Source organism: Oscillospiraceae bacterium (genome assembly GCA_015068525.1).
In the GTDB taxonomy this organism is placed as follows: domain Bacteria; phylum Bacillota; class Clostridia; order UMGS1840; family HGM11507; genus SIG450.
The window spans coordinates 108,867-130,793 of sequence record SVKJ01000003.1 but is presented as its reverse complement, the minus strand read 5'-3'; the positions used below and the strand labels follow the sequence as shown (position 1 = coordinate 130,793).

The window sequence follows — 21,927 nt, the reverse complement described above, 5'->3', positions numbered from 1 at the left end:
AATAGCGTAGCAGCCTCTAAAACCACTACGCTATAAAAAGTCTAACTTTTTGGGGTCACATCAGTTTCTCGATGATGCCCTTGCCATTTCACTTTGAATTATTAATATCTTTATTTATCAATATTCTAAAATTTTTTTAATTTTTTGCGGTAGCCCGACTTTTTCGACGGTCTGAGAGAAGTTTTATATTATTAAAACTTCTCTTTTTTGTGTTAAGTTATCTACTTAGAAAAAGCATACTTACCTAAGAATAAAATCTCTCCGTTTATATTATCTTTTATAACGAAAGTAAACGGCTTATTATATTTGATTTCAAGTGGTTCCGGCGGAAGTGACGATCCACCCATACCTCCACCTGTAATTGCAGATGCTTCCGTTCCCTCTTCGTCAACTTTAATATATGTCTTATGAACCATTGAGTCAAGCCACATATTTTTGCCATCAAACATACTGCCAAATTCTGCATCCACCTCAAATGCTTTTTTAATGCCTATCGTCTTTAGGATATCATTTAATTCGATACTGTACTCAACATTAAATTTTGGAACAGAAAGAGCTATGTATTTTAATTTAAGTTCCGCTTTACTAAGGATTTCTTCGGGATTAAATTCTTCATCGGACATCAAAAGATACATACTGATATTAACGCCTTCAAGTTTTTTAGTTTCAACATATTTGCCGTTTTCATCAAATATTTCCTCACTAATTAAATAAGGAAGTTCAATTATTGTTATACCATCTTTTTTTGAATAATTTATCCATGATGTATTATTCATAAAATCTATGCTTGTTATTTTTCCGTCCTTTGAATAAAAATCGTCTTTTTTAGTTGCACCTTTGTTAAATTCATTTTGCCATCTTCCCTTAAAATATACTGCATTTACAAGCATAGCCCAAAAATCAGCATTATCTTTGGAAACAATAGTCAGAATTTTACCTTCAGTTTTTTCATTTACCCATTCATTGATTTCTTTTATGGCAGTTTTATTATTGACAATACCGTATGTAGCATTAAAAATCTCTTCCAGTTTTTTACTATATTCTTCACTAAATCTTTGTGATGTTTTGTCAGAATTTATCCAAATTGAATTTGCAATATTCGTTTTTAACAAGTCAGACTGCGAATAATCTTCTATCATCAGTTTGATACATTTGTTATAATGTTCAATATCCGTAACATTTATTGTATCAAGTATTTCAGTCTTAGTTTTACCTGATGCACCGTTGGCTGCCATCATCAAAACCATTTTTAATGAAAGCGGAGAAAACATATAGTTTCTGTCTTCAGGCATATTTACATACAATTTATCTGCAAATGACATATACGCAAATTTATCATCGGATATAATATCGAACATTCTCACAAGTGTTGTTATGGCTTGTTCAACCGTGTACGCACCTTTTGGATCAAACAGATTACTTCCTACGCCATTCATAATACCAAGATTACATACTTTAAAAACAGCACCTGATGCCCAATCAGAAATCAGATTTCTATCATCAAATTCTAAATGTATATCTGCACATTCCAGTTTCATATAATCTGCAATTCTTTTTAAAATGACTGCAGCTTCTTCTCTTGTTATTTCATCATGCGGAGCAAATATTTTCTCGCTTTTGCCTTCTATAATTCCTTCAAGATATAGTGAAATCACCTTTTCATTATCCGTGTCTTCAAATATATTTTCTGATATGGATTTCCATTCAATATCCGCTATTCTGTCAAGCATATTATATACGAGAATACAAAAACGAGCACGGGTTATATTAGATGTAAAAGGAAATTTAAAATAATCCAACATTCCAATTCTGTCAGCTTTTGAAACATATTCCCTTGCCCACTCACTTGGTGCTGCCAAATCACCATGTGCGATTGGAACTAATTCTTCTGATATTTCTGTTTTTACTTTATCCGGCACAACAGGAGTCGGCAAACTTATACGATAATTAGGCTCAGCATATCTTATATCGTTGCGGGCATTTAATATATCAACTGCCTCATCTGCCTTTTCAATACTTTCAAATTCAACAAGATATGATTTTGTCAGGTTATATTGCTTGATAATAGTATAATTAAATCCTATCAATGCTTGTTTCATAATATATTCAGTATGTGCGTGATTTATTGCATTTACAAAAATCATATTTGTTTTATCTTCATAAGGTTTATTATTTTTAATTTCAGTTATTCTCTGCTTTATCAATTTAATCTCATCATTCGATGCTACAGCAAAAGCGCTTACAGATGATAATATAATAGTTATACAAAGTACAAATAAAATCAATCTTTTCACAGTTTTAACCTCCTTATGATATAGCTTGAGAACCAATTATATAATCTGTCCACGTTCCAAGTTGTGGCCATGATGCACTGCAATCACCAAAAAAATATGCACCTGTTCCGCTACGCCATTTCATAGCATCAAATTTTATTACACGAAGCCCATGATACACTTCTGCGTTCTTCATACTATCAGATATTGAAAACAAAAGTCCATCTTTCCAATATAGTTCATCTTTTTTGATATAGCCTTGTTCTCTTAGTTCTTCAAAAGATAGTTGCAAGCACTCGGTATTATGTTCCTTTGCAAATATATAACTGATTGCTGACTTTTCACCTTCCGTTAGTTCACCGGGTGCTTCGCTTAAATCAACACTTATGTACTTTATACCACCATTAAGTCCTGCATCTACTTCCCATAAATCTTCAAGGACTTTCAGGTATAGTCCGCTCAAATCATAAAAAGAACCTCCCGGATTTCTTTTGGTTCCGATAGAGTGACCGTTTATGGATTTACAAAATGATGTGATGTTAATGGGTTGTCCTTGCTTTTTTGGAACATTATCAAAATTACCCTCAAAATAAACATCTATCGGCATACCATCTTCTAAAACTTTAAGTTCCGCCTTTTTACCATCTGCAAAAACATCAACATCCTTTGCATCAAGTGAATATACAAAATTAGTTTCTGCACCTGCAAGGATAAGTTTACCACTTTCAGTACCATCAACTATTTTAAATGTTCTATATTCGCTCTTTTCATCAGGATATAACACATTATTTTCTTTGGGTATATCACTACTACATCCTGAAAAAACTAAAATACATAAAATAAAACAAAAAAACTTTTTCATTTTTACTCCTCCAAATATCTTTATACTATTTAGACGAAATAAAATGGAAAAAGTTCCCTGAAATAAAAATCATATTATGACAATCACAAACTCTATGCAACTGTTAATCTCGCATTCATATTCCCTGTTTTACACAAAATGCTGCCAACAGTTTAGCTCTTTTGGAAATAGAATTTATTTCTATATATTCTTTATTAGTATGGCAGAAATCCCCGCTTCCACCCAAACCACATAAACTCGGTACGCCTGCAAGTTGAGTATATGCTGAATCAGAGCCTCCTCCTGATTCAACGGGAGTAAGTTCACCCAAGCCATATTTTATGCTGATTTTAGAAAGTGTGTTAAATAATTTCAAAGTTTCATCATTTTTTAACATAGGCATTCTTGAACTAATCTTTGTAACAGTCGATATTGTACCCTTAACATAACTTTTATTTGCAACCTTATTGATAAATTCTTCCGCATCTTTCATACTGTCAACATTTACAACTCTTACATCAACAACAAACGAACACTCATTCGGAATAATATTTGCAACGGTTCCACCATTTATGATACTGCAATTATATGTAGTTCCTCCCTGCTTACTTGCACTCTCAAGTGCTACAATTTTTTTAGCTGCTTCCAGCACAGCACTTGATGAATTAAAATATTCAATCCCTGAATGTCCACCAATTCCTTTAATATCAATTCTAAGACGCAAAATTCCTTTTCTTGAAACGACAACTTCATTATTTTTTGTTGTTTCACAATTAAGTGCATTTTTAAAGCCACATACTTTTTCTTTAAAAAACTGTTGTTCTTTTTTACCACCTAAAACATTTGAAACCTCCTCGTCAGAAGTTAAAATAAGTCTTGTGTGATCTTTAATGCCATACTTCTTTAAAGACTCCATTGTTAGAAGAGCAATTGCAATCCCACCTTTGCAGTCAATCATACCAGGTCCTTGCATTTTTCCGTTTTCTATTTTTACTAAAGGATATCCGAAAGTTCCTTTTTTATGAACAGTATCTGTATGAGCAAGAAATACACTACCTTTATCCATATTTTTATTTATATCAATAATTAAAAAGTCTCCGCAATTTTCAAACGGAACCCTTTCAACATTAAAGCCCTTATTAAGAGCAAATTCAGAAATATAATCAAGCATTTTGTCAATTTCTTTCTTATCTTTTGCAGTTGCCTCAAAACTGCAGATTTTTTTTAAAAATTGAGTATATTCTTCTGCGTGACTGTCAATGTAGTTAAATATTTCATTCATTGTATAACACCCCAAATATTTTTCTATATTGTACCACATTAATACATTATCGTAAATAATCAACTAAATTAACATTGCATTATTATAAAAAATAATGTATAATCAAAATAAAACATAAAAATGAGGTTAAAAATATGGAAATTCTGCAACTTCGTTATTTTTTTGAAAGTGCTAAAAACGGAAGTTTTTCAAAGACTGCGGAAAAATATATGGTTCCGCTATCTTCGGTATCAGCATCTGTAAAACGTTTAGAAAAAGAACTCGGCTGCTTACTATTTCATAGATACAGCAACAAAATAGAATTAAACGAGAACGGAAAAAAATTACAGAACTCATTATGTATAATTTTTAATGAATTAGATAATCTTATTGACTCAATTTCACCACATAAAAACAATGTATGTGAAATTAAAATTTATATTCGTGCATTAAGAAAAGAAATTACAGATTATATAATTGAATATAAAAAAAATCATCCTGATATAACATTTAAGACAATTTTTGATTATACAGGTACGCATAAAGAAGACTTTGATATAATAATTGATGATAAACTATTTAAATATTCAGAATATGATAATTTTGAGTTATGCAGCAGAAAAATACGCTTAAAAGTTTCTGCAAACAGTCATTTATGTAATAAAAAATTGAAATTAAAACAACTTTGCAACGAATCTTTTATTTCTTTCGGCGAACTGGGCAGTACACACAATATGCTTTTAGAGGCTTGCCGACGCGAAGGTTTTACACCAAATTTTGTTGTTCAGACAAATGATTTATTATGCTACAATAAATATGTTGAAGCCGGAATTGGAATCGGTATAGAAAGATATGATGACAAAAATGAAAACATTAACAATGATAATAAAACCAAATTTCTTGATGTATCAGATTTTATAGCACGGCAAACTGTGTATGTGTTTTATAAGGAACATTTGTCACATGGTATCATTCGTGATTTTCTTGATTTTTTAAAAGAAAAGAGTTTTTGATAATATATTTTTAAACAAAGAAAGGCTCAAACCTTATATGGTTTGAGCCTTTCTGTATTACCTGCCTATACCTGCAAATATATGTGTGCTGTCATATTCAATAATTGAATTATGGTTATTGTCGTACCATCCTTCTAATGCCTGAGTTTTTGAATAAATATATACTGTATGTCCCAGCATACTTTCGCATAGTGTCTTATGTCTTACCGAAACTGTTACATTAGCAGACTTTATACGCTCTTTTCTTATATAATTATCTTCTACATCGATAAAGTATCCCTTAAAATACTCACCTGATTCTACCAATGACATTACAAAACCTGTTGGAACTTCTGCATTTGGCTCATAAACATCAGCACCTACAGTAAATTCAAAATCTTTCTTTAACAAATCCGGTAAAACAGGTGCAGTAAATTCTAAATATACCCCTTTTTCATCTTCACCTACTCGTACATTATTAAGCGCTTGTATATCAAACTGACGGGCATATTCGGCTCTTAACAGTCCCTGCGTTCTCCCCTCGCCCCTAACAACATATTTAGCATATTCAACTTCTTCTTTGCTTACAACAGTAACTTTCGGCCTTTCCCTGAAATTAAGAACTCGGCAAAACACAGTCGCAGTTTCGGCTCTTGTTAATAACTCCATAGGTCTAAACTCATAGTTATCCTTACCTGTTAGCAATCCTGATGAATAGGCAAGTTTTACTGCATCACGCCTCTTATCTGATACGTTACTTAAATCTGTGATATTATTGTCTATACCTTCAAGCAATTTAAGGCTCTCGCCTCTTTTCTTGGCAATATTAACAAGAATATACGCCATATCTTCGCGAGTCAATGGTGTATCTAAAGAACTTGCATCCCCCAAAAAATCAGCAGCAGATATAAGTCCTTCGCTAATTGCTATATCATAGTACTTTTTTGCCCAATGAGAATCACTTGTTTTGTCATTTTTATCACCAATCATAATACGGGTAGCAATAGCTAAAAATTGCCCTAACGTAACATTTCCGTTAGGTTCAAATATACCAATACCGTCAACAGGTTCAGATGTACCTTGTATATATCCGCGACGCGCCATTATCATAACATCATCATAAAACCAATGAGCAAGTGTAACATCAGAAAATTCACGTAATGAAATCTCAAAATCTCTATTTGGAAGAATAATAATCGATGCACTAAAAACAGATAAAGAAGATGTAATAAGTATCACACAACACAGCACAAGAGTTATAATTTGTTTGTTTTTTTTCTTTAACATATAATCTATCCTTTCCTTCTTTTTTTAAATTAATTATAACATTAAAATAATAAATTTTCAATTATTAATTATTCATCAGCCGAAGGCGAATTACGTTTTCATTATTCATTAAAAAATCTTGTCGCATTTAATGAATGATGAATATTGAATAATGAAAAATGAATAATACAAAAAGAAACGACAACTTTCTTTAAGAAAATTGTCGTTTCTTTTTGGTGGAGATGAGGAGAGTCGAACTCCTGTCCGAAAGTTCATTCATACAGGCTTCTACGAGTGTATCTTGTGGTCAAATCCTCATTACAAAGTCCACAAGAAAACTATTGTAATTCGGTTGCTTAATTATTCATGGTATGCTCAAAGCATTGCATACTCACGTTCACCACTAATTGACGCCTTGTCCTGTGCCGTGGTACTCACAGGCAAGACGACTGCCTTAATTAGGCAGCAACTAATTCGTTATTAGCTTTTATATTTAAAAATTTAAGCTTTTTAAGTTTTGCTCAAAACTACTCGCTACCCATACTTCAAAACCCCCGTCGAAACCGATACATCCCCATATCGATTACAGAAGTTTTAATTCTGATATGATTTTAATGTTCTTTCAATATTTCGCTTTGCACTTCTTTCAGCGTCTGCATCTCTTTTATCATAAAGTTTTTTACCTTTAGCAAGTGCAATTTTTAACTTAACCCATTTATCCTTAAGATAAATTTCAAGAGGAACGATAGTTAACCCTTCCTCCGTTAATTTTCCCATAAGTTTGAATATTTCTTTTTTATGAAGTAATAATTTTCTGACACGCAAAGGATCCCTGTTAAAAATATTTCCATTTTCATAAGGGCTTACATGCATACCAATAATAAAGGCTTCACCGTTTTTCACATCAACGTATGAGTCTTTTAAATTAACAGATCCTTTTCTTATAGATTTTACCTCAGTGCCTACAAGTTCAATTCCTGTTTCATATTCTTCTAATATAAAGTATTCATGCCATGCTTTTTTATTCTTGGAAATACTTTTAATCGCCATTTTCTGTCCCCGTTTTATAAATTATTTTCAATAAAATCTTCCATTTGTTCAAGTGGAACTGCACCATTTAATTTATCAACAATTTCCCCGTCTTTTAAAATAAAAACTGTAGGAATTGTCATAATTTTAAATTCTTGGGCAAGTTCCGGTTGTTCATCAACATTTACTTTACCTACATACATCTTACCCTCATATTCCTCTGCAACTTCATCTATTACAGGACCCAGCATTCTGCATGGACCACACCATGAAGCCCAGAAATCAACAAGTAGAGGTAAATCCTTAGATAAATATTCATTAAAATTATCTTTTGTTAACTCAATAACATTTTTTCCTGCCATAAATAAACCTCCCAAAAGTTACAATTCGGATTAAATATATACTATATTTATTACCTTATGTTAAATGTAAAATACATTTTTTATATTATATCATATATTTTTCTAAAAAAAAATAGATATTTTAAAAAATTATATATTTATTTTTCAAAACTTGCATAAATTTATTATGAGGTGAATTAAAACATGAATTTATTAAACAATTATTATTTTCCCGGTGGAAATACAACACAAGGTTTTTTTAACTATTATAATGAAATATTAAAAAACAATATGATAAAAAAAATATATACAATAAAAGGCGGACCCGGTGTTGGAAAATCGACATTAATGAAAGAAACCGGAAAAATATTTGAAGAAAAAAATTTTCATATAAATTATTATCATTGTTCCTCAGACCCTGATTCGCTAGACGGTGTTTTTATTTTGGAAAAAGGCATATTACTTGTTGACGGTACATCTCCGCATATTATAGACCCTGCTTATCCGGGCGCAGTTTATGAAATGCTTAATCTGGCCGATTTCTTTGATGCCAAAAAACTTGAAAAAAACAAGAACGAAATTATTGATCTTACTGACTCAATAAGCCTGACTTTTAAAAAAGCATATCGCTATTTAGAAGCATCTGTCCCATTGTATGAAGATTTAGAAGAAACATATAAAAGTTCACTTAACAGTAATGAATTTTACTCTCTAATAAGATATTTAATTGATAATATTACAGAAGAAAAAAAAGGCAAAGGTTACAAGGATACAAAATTATTTTTATCTGCAATAACTCCTTCAGGTTTTAAAAACTTTTTAGACAGGACTTTAAAATGCAAAAAAGTATATATTTTAAATTCAAATATTGGCGATTTAACATATAAAATACTGGAAAAAGTAAGAACAAACTTAGAAATAAATGAATTCGAAATTGAAAGTTTCTACTGTCCTGTTGGCCCCTCTTACAAATTAGAACATATAATAATCCCTGAAATTGACACAGCAATTGTGACATCAAATAAGTACCATCCTTGTTATAAAGGTGAGATTGTCGATTTATTTAAACTGTACGACCCTAAAAAAATCAATCAGGAGTCGGTAAATTACAACTTAAACTTAATTGATGAACTGTTTAACCACTCAGTATCAATATTAAAAGAGGCAAAATTAAAACATGATTTACTGGAAGAATATTATATAAAGGCAATGGATTATGCCAAACTGAATAATTTTTCACTCCAGTTTTTAAATTCAATTTCCATCTAAAAAATCCTGCTTATTATTAAGCGTGTAACTTATAAGAGATGATGAGTTCAAGTCTTCATTATTCATATCAATTTTTGTTATTCTGTTATTATAATAAGTTGTATAATAATAAATACCTTTATCGGTATTACAACAAGAGGTGTAGTTTGTTTTCTCATAAGTATTATCGGAAATACAAACGCACCCTTTTTGTTGATATACAGAATATAAAATATGAAAAAACTGTGTTACCGAACTTTCTTCATCATCATCGCACACTGAATTCATTTTAATAAATACTCCCTTTACAAATCTTGACATTGAAGATAAATCTCCAGGAAGTCCTATACCTCCCATTCCTCTTGAATACACTTGAAGTCCTATTTTTTTGGAAAATAAATTTTCAGGTTCTTTACTTGATACATTCATATAATTATTTAAATTGTGAAGTTGAATATTAAACTGCGGATTATTCGTTAGAACACCCGTTCTGTTTTCATATATAAAATTCCCCTTAGAAGTTGTTTCGAAAACGATTGATTTATCTTTATCTGAAAACATAAAATGAAGAGGTGTTAAGGAATACTTTTGGTTAAACGGTATATTTAACAGATTAACTTTTTTAAGTATATTAACAACTTCACATACATTCGAACATTCAGAAAGAATAAAAAGAGGAAGTTCATAAGGGGTTAAATTTATTTTATTATTTTCAAAACTGTTATATTTTGCATTATAAGGAAAATTTAGCCCTGCAAAAGACAATCCTGCTTCATTAGTTAAATCAAAATAAAGTGGATAATCCTCTTCTATTATTCCCATTCCTATAAAAGAAAAATGATTTTTAATTTCTTTCTGATGTTTAAATTTCAAAGTAAAATTACGGGGTGTTATAATAACTTTTTCCCCAAATGTTTGTTCATAATCTAGATTTCTTCCAAAATAATGGTCTTTTGTTTTAAATGAAATTGCAGTACACATATTTTTTCCTCCTTATATTGTTATCTTAAACAATAATAAAAAAAATACTCTTTGATTTAATTCAAAGAGTATTTAAAATATCAGATATTATCTTATTAACTACGTTTCCGTTAGCCTTACCCGAGGTTTTCTTCATAACAATTCCAATAATTGTTTTAATGGCATTTGTTTTTCCTTTTTTATAGTCCTCAATAATTTTAACATTACAGTCAATCGTATCTTTAACTATAGGATATAAAATTTCCTCGCTGCTTATCTGCCACAAATCCATTTTGTCACATAAATCTTTTGGTAAAAATTGCGTATCCCAGATTTTTTCTAATATTTTTTTTGCAGATTGGTTGCTTATCAGATTATCCGAAAGCAAATTTGAAAGTTCTGTTAACTGATTTTTGGAAACTTTAATTTCTCCATTTTTGGAAAGTTTCAAAACCTCATTAACAATAATATTTGATAGGGTTAACCTGCAATTAACATTGTCTATACAATCTTCAAAAAAATCAGAAATATTTTTCATAGATACTATTAGTTTTGCATCCGACTCGGATAAACCATATTCATCTACGTACTTTTTCATTCTTTTTTCAGGAAGTACAGGAATAGTCTTTTTAATATTTTCAATAAGGTCAGAAGAAACAAAAAGTTTATCAAGAAAAGGTTCAGTTTCGTAACCGTAATCAGAGGAATTTTCCTTTGTTCTCATAGATACAGTTATACCTTTTCCGCTGTCAAATTTCCTTGTTTCCTGTATAATCTTTTCACCTTTTAAAATCAAATCAACCTGTCTTTTGAATTCGTAATCAATTGCTTTTTCAATAAAAGAAAAAGAATTAAGATTTTTTATTTCGCATTTTACGCCAGAGTTAATATCTTCTTTTCTTTTAACCGAAATATTAACATCACATCTTAAAGAACCTTCTTCCATTTTACAATCAGATACATTAAGATAAAGCATATTTAGTCTTAATTTTTTTAAGTATTCTGATGCCTCGCAGGCTGACTTAATATCAGGCTTTGTAACAATCTCTATAAGAGGCACTCCACATCTGTTATGGTCACATATAACTTCCCCATCTTTATTATAAATAAGTTTACCGGCATCTTCTTCCATATGAATTCGCTCAATACGGATTTTTTTAGTTCCTATATCAATATATCCATTCTCACAAAGTGGAATATCATACTGGGTTATCTGGTAACCTTTAGGAAGATCAGGATATGAGTAGTTTTTCCTGTCCCAACTTGATGTTTCGTTGATGTGGCAATTAGTAACAAGTCCTGCAGTAATCGCTTTTTCTACAGCCTCCATATTAATTTTCAGGTCATCTTTAATATCTCCTCTGCAAACAGGACAGCAATATATATCAGGTTCTAATGTAAATTCATTTTTACATTCACAAAAAAGTTTATTTTTAGTTTTAAGCTGAATATGGGTTTCAAGCCCTATTGTCATTTCAAATTGATTATACATTTTTATAAAACTTTCTTTAAGAAAGACTGCATTCTTTCTGTCTTAGGATTATCAAATATTTCATCAGGATTACCTTCTTCAATAACCTGACCTTCATCAAAAAATACAACCCTTGTTCCCACTTCTTTGGCAAATCCCATTTCGTGAGTAACAACAATCATTGTCATACCCTCATTGGCAAGGTTTTTCATAACTTCTAAAACTTCTCCAACCATTTCAGGATCAAGTGCGCTTGTAGGTTCATCAAAAAGCATAACATCAGGATTCATACAAAGTGCTCTAACAATAGCAACTCTCTGCTTCTGACCGCCTGAAAGTTGTGATGGATAAGCATCGGCTCTGTCATCAAGTCCAACTTTTTTAAGTAAATCCATCGCTTTTTTCTCTGCTTCTTCCTTTGGAATATTAAGAAGTTTTATAGGTGCGACTGTCATATTATTAAGAACAGTCATATGCGGGAACAGATTAAAATGTTGAAACACCATTCCCATTTTCTGCCTGTGAACATTGATATTCGTTTTAGGATTTGTTATATCTGTATCTTCAAAAAAGATTGTTCCTGAAGTAGGTTCTTCAAGTAAATTTAAAGAACGCAAGAAAGTTGATTTACCTGAGCCTGACGGTCCGATAACAACAACAACTTCCCCTTTTTTTATTTCCATATTAATTTTATCAATCGCTTTAATTGCTCCGTTTTTATAATATTTGCAAAGGTCAACTGTTTTAATTAAAATATTATCTTTCATTTTTTCTCAGTCTCCTTTCAAGTCTTCCTACAATAGTTGTAAGGAACATTACAAGAGCAAGATATACAAGTGCTACAAGAAGTATCGGGTTAACCTGGTCATAAGTTGTATTCTTAATCTGATTCCCTGCTTTTGTAATATCAACAACTGCAACATATCCTGCAACAGATGTTTCTTTTAAAAGAGCAATCATTTCATTACCTATAGCAGGTAAAATATTTTTAATTGCCTGCGGAAGTATAATAAGCCACATAGTCTGAAGTTTTGAAAATCCAAGAGAACGTCCTGCTTCCATCTGCCCACCGTCAATAGCCATAATGCCTGAACGGATTGTTTCAGCAACATACGCTCCTGAATTAATACCAAATGTTATAGTTGCAACCCATAATCCGTCTTTGGCAAATGAAAATATAATAAAGAATGATATAAGAAGCTGAACAACAACAGGAATACCTCTTATAACGGTTATATATACGTTACATAGTTTATCAAGCACAAATAATACTTTATCGGAAAATGTTGTTCTTTTTCCATCAGCAGCAAAAACTTTTATTATAGCAACAACTGTACCGATAACGACACCGATTGCAAGTGCGCCAAGAGTTATTATAACAGTTGCATAAAGGCCTTCAACAAGTGTCAGCCATCTATCCGACACAATAAATGTATTATAAAGTTTATCAAACCATGCCTGAAACCATAATATGATGTTATTATATATATCAAAAAACCAATTCATATTATTATAATCCTTTCTAACCAGACTTTTTAATAGTTTGGTTTAACACTGTATCGTTAAAAAAAGCGGCGTATATTAAGCGCCGCTTTAATAATTACTCTATCAATTATTCAGCATCATATGGTAATTCGTATTTTTCAAAAATTTCAGCAAGTTTACCTTCTGCTTTTAATGCTTCCAAAGCACCGTCAATTTCCTTAGTTAATTCGTCATTACCTTTTTTAAGAGCAATTGCGTATGCTTCCTGAGTAAGCGCTTCATCAAGAACTTTAGTTGCTCCGTTTTGTTCTTTAGATAATGCTCTTGCAACAGCATCGTCAATAACAACTGCATCAACTTTACCGCTTGTTAAAGCAGTAATTGCTTCAGCACCTGTTTTAAATGACTGGATGGCATAGTTATTATCAAGTAAGAACTGTTCCCCTGTTGTACCTTCCTGACAAGAAATTGTTTTTCCTTCTAAATCTTTGGAAACTGCAATTGTGCTGTCTGCTTTAACGATTATAGCCTGAGAAGCAGTATAATAGTCAACTGAGAAATTCATATTTTCTCTTCTTTCGTCATTTGCAGTAATACCTGCAACTGCCATATCATATTTACCTGTTGCAGCACCTGTTAGAGCAGCATCAAAGTCAATATTTGTAATTTCAAGTTCTTTACCTAATTTTTCAGCAATTGCTTTTGCGATATCAACATCTGCACCGACAATTTCGCCATTTTCTATGTACTCAAATGGTGGGAACTCAGCATTGGTTGCCATAGTAAGTTTATCGGTTTCACTGCCACCGCATGCTGTGAACACAACAAGCACCATAGAAAGCGCTAATAATAAGGTTAATAATTTTTTCATTTTAATCTCCTCCATAATTTGCACATAATTTATAATTATGCATTTATTTGTATATATTATAACATACAGTTTTCAAATAATCAAGTATTTTTTATCTTATATTATTTACTGACATATCTGTAACATATAATAGCAGTTTCCTGAATACTTATAGTATTTTTCGGGTCAAAGCCTTCAGGCTTTCCTTTCATAATTCCGTAAGTTGCAACAAAATTCACACTTTCTTGTGCCCAGTCGGAAATATTGTTTCCATCCTTGAAATTTGCCTGTGAAGACGAAGTATCATCGCCCATTATTTTTGCAAGGCCGAACATTATCTTTGCCGCTTCTTCTCTTGTTATCTCTCTTTTGGGTGAAAAGGTGGTCGCACTTGTGCCGTTAACTACACCTAATTTATACATTGCAAAAACGTCTGCATCCTGTGTGTCCTCAAATGGTACTATAACACTGCTTTTCCCATATTCAGAAATAACAGCATCAATACTCTTACCTTTTGCCTTTTCAATGGCAGCACGTACAATAAAACAAAATTCATCACGCATTATAGGATTTTTGAAATCCGGTCTTAAAAAACGGTCTATAAGATCCCAGTCATAAGCACCTCTTACCTCAGTCGCTGCCCATTCATCATAAAAGCAGTTATTGTAATCAGCATTATCAGTTATACCCTGAGAAAACATCCCCATATCAAAGGAATTTTCTGTGAAAGAACCTGTATTATCTATAAAGACAGTAACGCCGTCTATTATTGACATATTCCATGCATGGTCTTTTGCTATAGACTTACAGGAATAAGTAGGAATTCCTGCATAAGTGAACATAATAGTTGTAAGTTCCGAAAACGCTGCACAAACTCCGCTGCCTTTACGAAAAGCCTGAACACCGCTCTGGTCATGGGCACTTCCCTTATAAACAATATTTTTACCTATCCACTTTGAAATATTTTTTGCATTTATATAATCATCTGTTTCTAAGCCACATAGTTCACGTACTTTATTTAAAATGTCATCTTCTTTTATGTAATTATTATGGCTAAGATATGTACGTCCGCCGTTAACAGCATTAAGTCGTGATGCAAAATCTTCCATATTTGGATTAACGCTATACGCAGAAACAGAGTTGTCATTATGTACCATAAAGGCACCTACACCTCCGGCTACTGCCCCAAAAAGTTTTACATTGGTTCCTATACATTCATTTGTAACCTCACGATAAAGCAAACCATCTTCCTTAAGATAAAAGCCTGACTGATATTTTACACTTCCCGGTAAGTTTTTCTCCGTAAGTCCCGACGAAGTCGAACCAACAAGATAACGTCCATTACCCATATCAAGTGTAATATTTGTTCCATTTGTTTCAACTTTTTTTACACCACTTGTAATAAACTTATAATCCATCAAATTACCGTAAATACCTACAGCATATTCATAAAGGTCTCCGTTTGATTTTAAAACCTCAATATAAAAAGTTGGTTTTGAAATTACATCCTTCATACCTCCGACAATGAATACACCTGTAGTGGAACCACCTTTACTTAGAAGACCATCTCCGCCTTCACTTGACAAAATATAAATTTCCTTTGCATCACTGCAAAGAGGTATCTTATCTTGATTGAAATTTATATAATATGCATTTCCGCCTTTATCAACATATGAGGAAATACCATTGCAGTCAGCATCAAGAACATTATCATAACTCTTTGTCGGAACGCTATTTATAGTATTTCCAAAAAACCAGGCAGAGCCATCTTTTTTTAAAGCCACAGTACCATCACTATTTGCTTTTACACGTTCAACATTTTCAAGTACTTTAACAGGTGCATTATAAGCATTTCTGATCTCACCTATACCAAGTTTGCCGTCTTCATTTGAGCCAAACATCCAAAGTGAATTATCATCACGGATAAGAGCAATATGCTCTCCTCCACTTTTTAAATCCACATAGTTATCTTTATCTAAAAAATTATATTTTCTGTCAAGACATATAATAGTCTTGGCAGAAGAATCAGGAATTGCTCCAAACGCCATAAAACTTATGTTTGCAAACAAAAGAATAAATAAAATAATTTTTTTCATAAATTTGCCTTCTTTCGTGTTATTTCATATAGATATAACTATCCTCAAACTTTATTCTAAATTTTAAATGCCTTTATATAAACGCAAAATATAAAAGCACAATTATACCAAGTACAATTCTGTACCATCCGAAAACTTTGAAATCGTTTTTCTTAATATAACCTACAAGGAATTTAATTGCAATTACCGAAACGATAAATGCTGTTATAAGCCCTGCTACAAGTATAATTATTTCAGAACCGGTAAACACAAAACCAAATTTCAAAAGTTTAAGTAAACTTGCACCAAGCATTACAGGAATTGCAAGAAAGAAAGTAAACTCCGCTGCAACCTCTCTGGAGGTGCCGACAAGCATTGCACCTATTATTGTTGCTCCCGACCTTGAAGTACCTGGAATTAAAGATAATAGTTGGAACAATCCAATATACAGGGCTGTTTTATATGTTAATTTATCTAAATCAGTTGTTTTTACAATTCTTTTTTTTCTTTCAATAAGAATAAATATAATACCATAAAGTATAAGCATAAGTGATACAACAAAAGAATTATAAAATATTTCATCAATCTTATCGTCAAAGAGTAACCCGATAACTGCTGCAGGAATACAGGATACAATTATTTTTCCCCATAGAGAAAATGCTTCTTTTTTTACTGTTATCCTTTTATTTACAATATCAAAAGGGATTAGTTTTTTAAAGTATAAAAATACAACGGCAAGTATTGCGCCAAGCTGAATAACAACAAAAAACATTTCCTTAAATTCTTCAGTAATATTAAGTTTAATAAATTCGTCTAAAAGTATCATATGACCTGTACTGCTTATAGGAAGCCATTCAGTTATTCCTTCAACAATACCTAAAAAAATTACTTTTAAAAGTTCAATTAAATTCATTATTTCTACTCCTTAATTAACATAACAATCAGATTGCCATCATTAACTTCAATTATTCCTTTTTCATCCAAAATTTCATTACTTATACCCAAAGGATAATCTGAAGTTAACGTTGCCTCATTAAGAGGATATTTAAAACCTGTTAAGTTTATTCCCTTTACATTATTTTCAAAGGGGAAAATTGAAACATATTTAAAATCTTCTTTTAATATTTCTTTTTTCTCATTTACAAGAAATACTTTCGTGTTATCATCAATAAGTTCAAGGTTTACACCTTTATTAAAAGCATACTTTAGCAAAGCAATATTAGCATAAGTATGGTCTAATCTATTACCAAGACAACCAATACCCACACACTCATTAAAATCATTATCTGATGCATAGTTTATTGCAAGACCCAAATCAGTATCATCTTTTTCCTTTGGATAAGTAATCTTATTTTCATATTTTTTATAATCAGAAGAAGAATCAAAATCACCTATAACGACATCAGCAATTAGATTTAATTCTTTTAAATGTTTAGTTCCTCCATCTGCACAAATTATATAACTTCCCTCAAAATTTATGCTTTTAAGATAAGAATAGTCTTCTATATCTGAGGCCCCGAAAATATATGTAATCATTGTCTTAATTCCTCAATCGCTTTATATCTGTCACTCATTCCGAAAACTGAAGTTCCGGCAACAATAACATTCGCTCCTGCATCTATAGTCTCTTTTACATTTTCTTTAGTAATTCCACCATCAATTTGCAAATCTATATCCCTGTTTCCAATATATTCTTTGACTCTTTTTATTTTTTCGGTAATTCTGTGAATATATTTCTGACCTCCGAATCCAGGGTATACAGACATAAGTAAAATCATATCAACCTTATCAAGATAAGGGATAACAACCTCTGCATCAGTATCAGGGGATAAGACTATTCCGCATTTTTTCCCATACTCTTTAATTTTTAAAATAGTTTCATCTATATCATCATCCGCTTCAACATGAAAGGTTATAATATCTGCTCCTGCTTTGCAAAAATCCTCAATATATTTCAACGGATTTTTTATCATAAGATGAACATCAAAAATAAGATTTGAATGTTTTCTTAAGGATTTTATTATGGGTGCTCCAAAAGAAATATTTGGAACAAACTGACCATCCATTACATCAAGATGGACAAAATCTGCATTTTCAATAGCCTTTATTTCATTTTTCAAATCAGCAAAGTCTGCCGATAAAAGCGACGGTGCAATTTTTATCATTTTGCTCTCTCCCAATCATTTATAAGTTTAAGTGTATTATAAAATTCCAAATAGTTTTCATGCCTTGATTTAACAATTTTACCTTCATTAACTGCATTTATAACTGCACACCCTTGTTCTTTTGTATGACTGCAGTCTTTGAATTTACATAAGTCAGTATAATCTTTAAAATCAATAAACAAAGAAGCAAGTTCTTCTTTTCTTAGTGTTTCTATGTCAAGACCTGAAAAGCCAGGTGTGTCAGCAAAAAATTTTCCTTCTTCAACTTCAAAAAGTTCAACATGCCTTGTTGTATGCCTGCCTCTTGAAATTTTATCACTTACTTTGCCTGTTTCTAATTTTTTATCTATTGCTGTACTTAATAAACTTGATTTACCTACACCGGAAAACCCTGCAACTGATGTAATCCCTTTTATCAGCATATTTTTTAAATCAAGAAGACCAACGCCGTCTTTAACGCTGGTTTTCATAACTTTATATCCAATTTTTTCATAATCAGATATTATGCTAAAATCTGCCTTTAAATCTATTTTATTAAAACATAAGACTGGCTCAATATTATTATGCTCGCATATTGCAATCATTTTATCAATAAAGCAAGTATCAGGAGAAGGTTCGGCAACAGAAGATATAATAATCATTCTGTCAATATTTGCTACAGGAGGACGAATTAAAAAATTCGTCCTTTCCCTTATTTCTTCAATAAAGCCTTCTTTTGCTTCTTCGCTTACTATTCGCATTTTTACCCTGTCTCCTACATAGGGAGTTTTATTTTCTTTTCTGAAACTCCCCTTTGCTTTACAGGTAAAGATACCAAAATCAGTTTTTACATAGTAAAAACCGCCTATACCTTTAACGATTATCCCTTCCGTCAAAATTTCACCTCTTAGATTTTTATTTTCTGAGTTTTTATAAGTAATCCGTCATAATATACAACAATATTATGATTACCATTACCTTCTAATGTTATATTAAGAGTTTTTTGTGATGTTTTGACCGATTTATTATAAACAGTTTTTCCATCCTGATCAACTTTAACAGTAACAGAATCTTTATCAGAAGGTAAATTTAAGGTTAATGTATATTTTTTTAATGTAACTTCAGGTTCATCGGGCTCATCTGGTTTTGAAGGATTATTTTCGGTTGTTCCACCCTGATTGGAAGATGGCTTTTTACCGTTACTCAAAGTAAGTGTAACTTTTGATTTTTTAACAAGTTCACTGTTGGCAGGTGCGCTCTGTGCAATAACTCTTCCCTCTTCTTTATCACTTGCTTCACGGATTATTCCTCCTAAAACAAGTTCATAGTCGGTAAGTTTCGCTTTTGCTTCTGCTTCTGTTAAACCTATCAAATTAGGAACAACAGCAAATTCTTCATTAGCACCTTTACTTACAGTTATTGTAACATCAGTTCCTGATAAAACTTTAGTTTTCGCAAGAGGATATTGTGATATAACATATCCGGCAGGTACTTCCTCGTCATATTCAGTTTTTTCAACATATTTAAGTCCCTGTTCAGTAATTTCCAGTTCTGCCTGACGCGCTTCTTTATTTACATAATTTGATAAAACAATCTCTCTTGACCCTTTTGAAACAGTCAATCTGACTTTAACAGGAAGTTTAACATTCATTCCTTCGTCAGGATTTTGTGTTATAATTATGCCTTCGTTGTACTCATCATTAAATTGTTCTTCGGTGATTATAAATTCAATATCAATATCTTTATATTCTTCTTTTATATCTTCAATATTACTTCCGACAAATTTTGGAATTTTATACTCATCATTTGAACCGAAATTAAAAATTCCGGGTGCAAGAATACCAACAGCAAATGTAAGAACCATGCCAATTAAAATCACTGATACTGCCAATGCTGATATTATCGCAACTTTATCTTTTTTGTTTTCTGCTTTAAATAAATCTTTAAAGAAACCTTTTTTTGCTTTTTTGTTTTCCTGAACGGTTTCTTTTTCCTCTTCTTTTTTCTGAGGAGTATTATCTATCGAAATTACAATTTCTTTTTCACCGTTTTGAATCTTATTTTTAATTTCCTCTGTTTCTTCTTTAGATATAACTTTAGTTACACCAAGATCAGAAGGCTCTTCTTTGGCTAAAACAAATACATCAGGTTCATTGGAAAGTTCATATAAATCTTTATACATTTCATTAGCGCTTTGATATCTTCCTAAAATATCCTTAGACATTGCCTTTTTAACTATCTGCACTAAAGTAAGAGGAACTGCAATATTTATATCCTTTATTGGCTTAGGATCTGAATTTATATGCATAACAGCAACTGAAACCGCATTATCTGAGTCAAAAGGTAAAACGCCTGTTAACATTTCATACATTGTAACACCTAAAGAATATATATCACTTCTTTCGTCAGTGATAACACCTTTTGCATGTTCAGGAGAAATATAATGAACGGAGCCTAAAATCCCCTCGTCTATTTTCTTTGTTTCGTTCATATTATTTACAAACGCAATACCAAAATCAGTAACCTTACAGTTTCCGTCTTTAGAAAGGATTATATTATGAGGTTTAATATCCCTGTGAATTATTCCGTTACGGTGTGCGTGAGCAAGTGCAGAACAAATCTGCATTGAATATTTAAGTGCAACTCTCCAGTCCATTTTTGGATTTTTTAATATGTAATCCTTTAAATTAACACCTTCAACAAGTTCCATAACGATATAATAAATACCGTCATCATGCCCCACATCGTAAACGGAAACAATGTTAGGGTGAGAAAGACTTGCAGCCGCCTGAGATTCCCTGTTGAATTTTTTTACAAATTCTTCATCAACTTTATACTCGTCTTTTAAAACTTTTATTGCTACAACTCTATTTAATTTTCGGCATTTGGCTTTATATACAATTGCCATACCACCATTACCGATTTCTTCTATTATCTCATATCTATCGCCAAGTATTTTACCAACCATTTCTATTCTCCTTCCGTATAACACACAACTGTAATATTGTCACATCCGCCATTAACATTGGCAAGATTAACAAGATTGTCAATCGATTTTTGCAGTGAGTCTGTCTTTTCAAACTCTTTTAGTATTACATCATCAGAAAGCATATTGGTAAATCCATCAGTACATAAACAAATAATGTCTTCTTTATTCTTTTTAAATTCAAATATATCAATTTCAACATCAAAAGAAGTACCTATTGCTCTTGTTATCTGATTCCTATTCGGATGATTTTTTGCTTCTTCTTCGGTAATTTTACCTATTTTAACAAGTTCTTCAACATATGAATGGTCAACAGTAATTTTTTTGATATCATTATTTACAACATAACCTCTGCTGTCACCTACATTGGCAAAGTATACTAAATCTCCTATAATCACAGCCAAGGTAAGTGTTGTTCCCATTCCGTTACAAGAAGGATTTTTTACTGAATATTCAAATATTTTTAAGTTTACATTATCTATACACTTTTTAATATTTTCTTTTGTATCATTATAAAAGCCGAGATTAAGGTTATATTTTAAAATCTCATCTATTGCCATCTGACTTGCAATATCTCCGGCATTGTGACCTCCCATACCATCGGCTACTGCCAGAAGTACATAATCTTCTTCATTGACAAAAAGATATCTGTCTTCATTCAAACTTCTGACTTTGCCGACATCAGTCCTATATCCGTAATCCAAC

Annotated in this window: 20 protein-coding genes and 1 other RNA gene; 2 read left to right on the top strand and 19 right to left on the bottom strand. The window is 31.6% G+C overall.

Features of this window, described 5'->3' with window-relative positions; translation table 11 throughout:
• Positions 1-221 precede the first annotated feature (221 nt).
• The 3 genes from E7419_01990 to E7419_01980 form a co-directional block, all read right to left on the bottom strand.
• Positions 222-2,294 (bottom strand): hypothetical protein, encoded by a 2,073-nt coding sequence (locus E7419_01990; protein MBE7013960.1) that lies wholly within the window; start codon positions 2,292-2,294, stop codon positions 222-224.
• A gap of 13 nt (positions 2,295-2,307) precedes the next feature.
• The gene (locus E7419_01985) at positions 2,308-3,135 is read right to left on the bottom strand and encodes a hypothetical protein (GenBank protein MBE7013959.1); all 828 of its coding nucleotides are present in this window, start codon (positions 3,133-3,135) and stop codon (positions 2,308-2,310) included.
• A gap of 115 nt (positions 3,136-3,250) precedes the next feature.
• Entirely contained in the window at positions 3,251-4,435 is a 1,185-nt protein-coding gene (locus tag E7419_01980; GenBank protein MBE7013958.1) for a M20 family metallopeptidase, read from the bottom strand.
• A gap of 95 nt (positions 4,436-4,530) precedes the next feature.
• On the opposite strand from E7419_01980, the gene E7419_01975 reads away from it, so the two are divergent.
• Entirely contained in the window at positions 4,531-5,388 is an 858-nt protein-coding gene (locus tag E7419_01975; protein MBE7013957.1) for a LysR family transcriptional regulator, read from the top strand.
• A 57-nt stretch (positions 5,389-5,445) separates the two neighbouring features.
• Here E7419_01975 and E7419_01970 read toward each other — a convergent pair whose 3' ends face one another.
• From E7419_01970 to trxA, 4 genes are all read right to left on the bottom strand, one after another.
• Positions 5,446-6,654: an S-layer homology domain-containing protein gene (locus E7419_01970; protein ID MBE7013956.1), complete on the bottom strand. Its 1,209-nt coding sequence runs from the start codon at positions 6,652-6,654 to the stop codon at positions 5,446-5,448.
• Positions 6,655-6,867: 213 nt separating this feature from the next.
• Positions 6,868-7,209, bottom strand: a transfer-messenger RNA (tmRNA) gene (gene ssrA / locus E7419_01965).
• Between the two features lie 18 nt (positions 7,210-7,227).
• Complete coding sequence (gene smpB, locus E7419_01960; GenBank protein MBE7013955.1) at positions 7,228-7,683, bottom strand: SsrA-binding protein SmpB; 456 nt, start codon at positions 7,681-7,683, stop codon at positions 7,228-7,230.
• A 14-nt stretch (positions 7,684-7,697) separates the two neighbouring features.
• Positions 7,698-8,024 (bottom strand): thioredoxin, encoded by a 327-nt coding sequence (gene trxA / locus E7419_01955; GenBank protein ID MBE7013954.1) that lies wholly within the window; start codon positions 8,022-8,024, stop codon positions 7,698-7,700.
• A 183-nt stretch (positions 8,025-8,207) separates the two neighbouring features.
• Between trxA and E7419_01950 the strand changes: the two genes are divergently transcribed.
• On the top strand, positions 8,208-9,272 hold the full coding sequence (locus E7419_01950; GenBank protein ID MBE7013953.1) for a hypothetical protein: 1,065 nt from the start codon (positions 8,208-8,210) through the stop codon (positions 9,270-9,272).
• On the opposite strand, the gene E7419_01945 is transcribed toward E7419_01950, so the two are convergent.
• The 12 genes from E7419_01945 to E7419_01890 form a co-directional block, all read right to left on the bottom strand.
• A complete protein-coding gene (locus E7419_01945; protein ID MBE7013952.1) occupies positions 9,258-10,232 on the bottom strand; it encodes a choloylglycine hydrolase family protein in 975 nt (324 codons plus the stop codon). The genes E7419_01950 and E7419_01945 overlap by 15 nt on opposite strands.
• Positions 10,233-10,293: 61 nt before the next feature.
• On the bottom strand, positions 10,294-11,703 hold the full coding sequence (gene gatB, locus E7419_01940; protein MBE7013951.1) for an Asp-tRNA(Asn)/Glu-tRNA(Gln) amidotransferase subunit GatB: 1,410 nt from the start codon (positions 11,701-11,703) through the stop codon (positions 10,294-10,296).
• Between the two features lie 2 nt (positions 11,704-11,705).
• Positions 11,706-12,449 carry an amino acid ABC transporter ATP-binding protein gene (locus tag E7419_01935; GenBank protein ID MBE7013950.1) on the bottom strand — a complete coding sequence of 248 codons (744 nt, stop codon included), beginning with the start codon at positions 12,447-12,449 and terminating at the stop codon, positions 11,706-11,708.
• Entirely contained in the window at positions 12,439-13,188 is a 750-nt protein-coding gene (locus tag E7419_01930; protein ID MBE7013949.1) for an amino acid ABC transporter permease, read from the bottom strand. Before E7419_01930 ends, E7419_01935 begins: the two co-directional genes overlap by 11 nt.
• A gap of 106 nt (positions 13,189-13,294) precedes the next feature.
• Positions 13,295-14,053, bottom strand: coding sequence for a transporter substrate-binding domain-containing protein (locus E7419_01925; protein ID MBE7013948.1), 759 nt, complete (start codon positions 14,051-14,053; stop codon positions 13,295-13,297).
• 86 nt (positions 14,054-14,139) lie between these two features.
• Positions 14,140-16,113 (bottom strand): hypothetical protein, encoded by a 1,974-nt coding sequence (locus tag E7419_01920; GenBank protein ID MBE7013947.1) that lies wholly within the window; start codon positions 16,111-16,113, stop codon positions 14,140-14,142.
• Positions 16,114-16,186: 73 nt separating this feature from the next.
• The gene (locus E7419_01915) at positions 16,187-17,005 is read right to left on the bottom strand and encodes an undecaprenyl-diphosphate phosphatase (GenBank protein ID MBE7013946.1); all 819 of its coding nucleotides are present in this window, start codon (positions 17,003-17,005) and stop codon (positions 16,187-16,189) included.
• Between the two features lie 5 nt (positions 17,006-17,010).
• Complete coding sequence (locus E7419_01910) at positions 17,011-17,628, bottom strand: thiamine diphosphokinase (GenBank protein MBE7013945.1); 618 nt, start codon at positions 17,626-17,628, stop codon at positions 17,011-17,013.
• Complete coding sequence (rpe, locus tag E7419_01905; GenBank protein MBE7013944.1) at positions 17,625-18,257, bottom strand: ribulose-phosphate 3-epimerase; 633 nt, start codon at positions 18,255-18,257, stop codon at positions 17,625-17,627. Before rpe ends, E7419_01910 begins: the two co-directional genes overlap by 4 nt.
• Complete coding sequence (gene rsgA / locus E7419_01900) at positions 18,254-19,177, bottom strand: ribosome small subunit-dependent GTPase A (protein ID MBE7013943.1); 924 nt, start codon at positions 19,175-19,177, stop codon at positions 18,254-18,256. Before rsgA ends, rpe begins: the two co-directional genes overlap by 4 nt.
• Positions 19,144-21,204 carry a Stk1 family PASTA domain-containing Ser/Thr kinase gene (pknB, locus tag E7419_01895; protein MBE7013942.1) on the bottom strand — a complete coding sequence of 687 codons (2,061 nt, stop codon included), beginning with the start codon at positions 21,202-21,204 and terminating at the stop codon, positions 19,144-19,146. The genes rsgA and pknB overlap by 34 nt, the downstream gene beginning before the upstream one ends.
• Before the next feature lie 2 nt (positions 21,205-21,206).
• Entirely contained in the window at positions 21,207-21,926 is a 720-nt protein-coding gene (locus E7419_01890; GenBank protein ID MBE7013941.1) for a Stp1/IreP family PP2C-type Ser/Thr phosphatase, read from the bottom strand.
• Position 21,927: the final 1 nt, after the last annotated feature.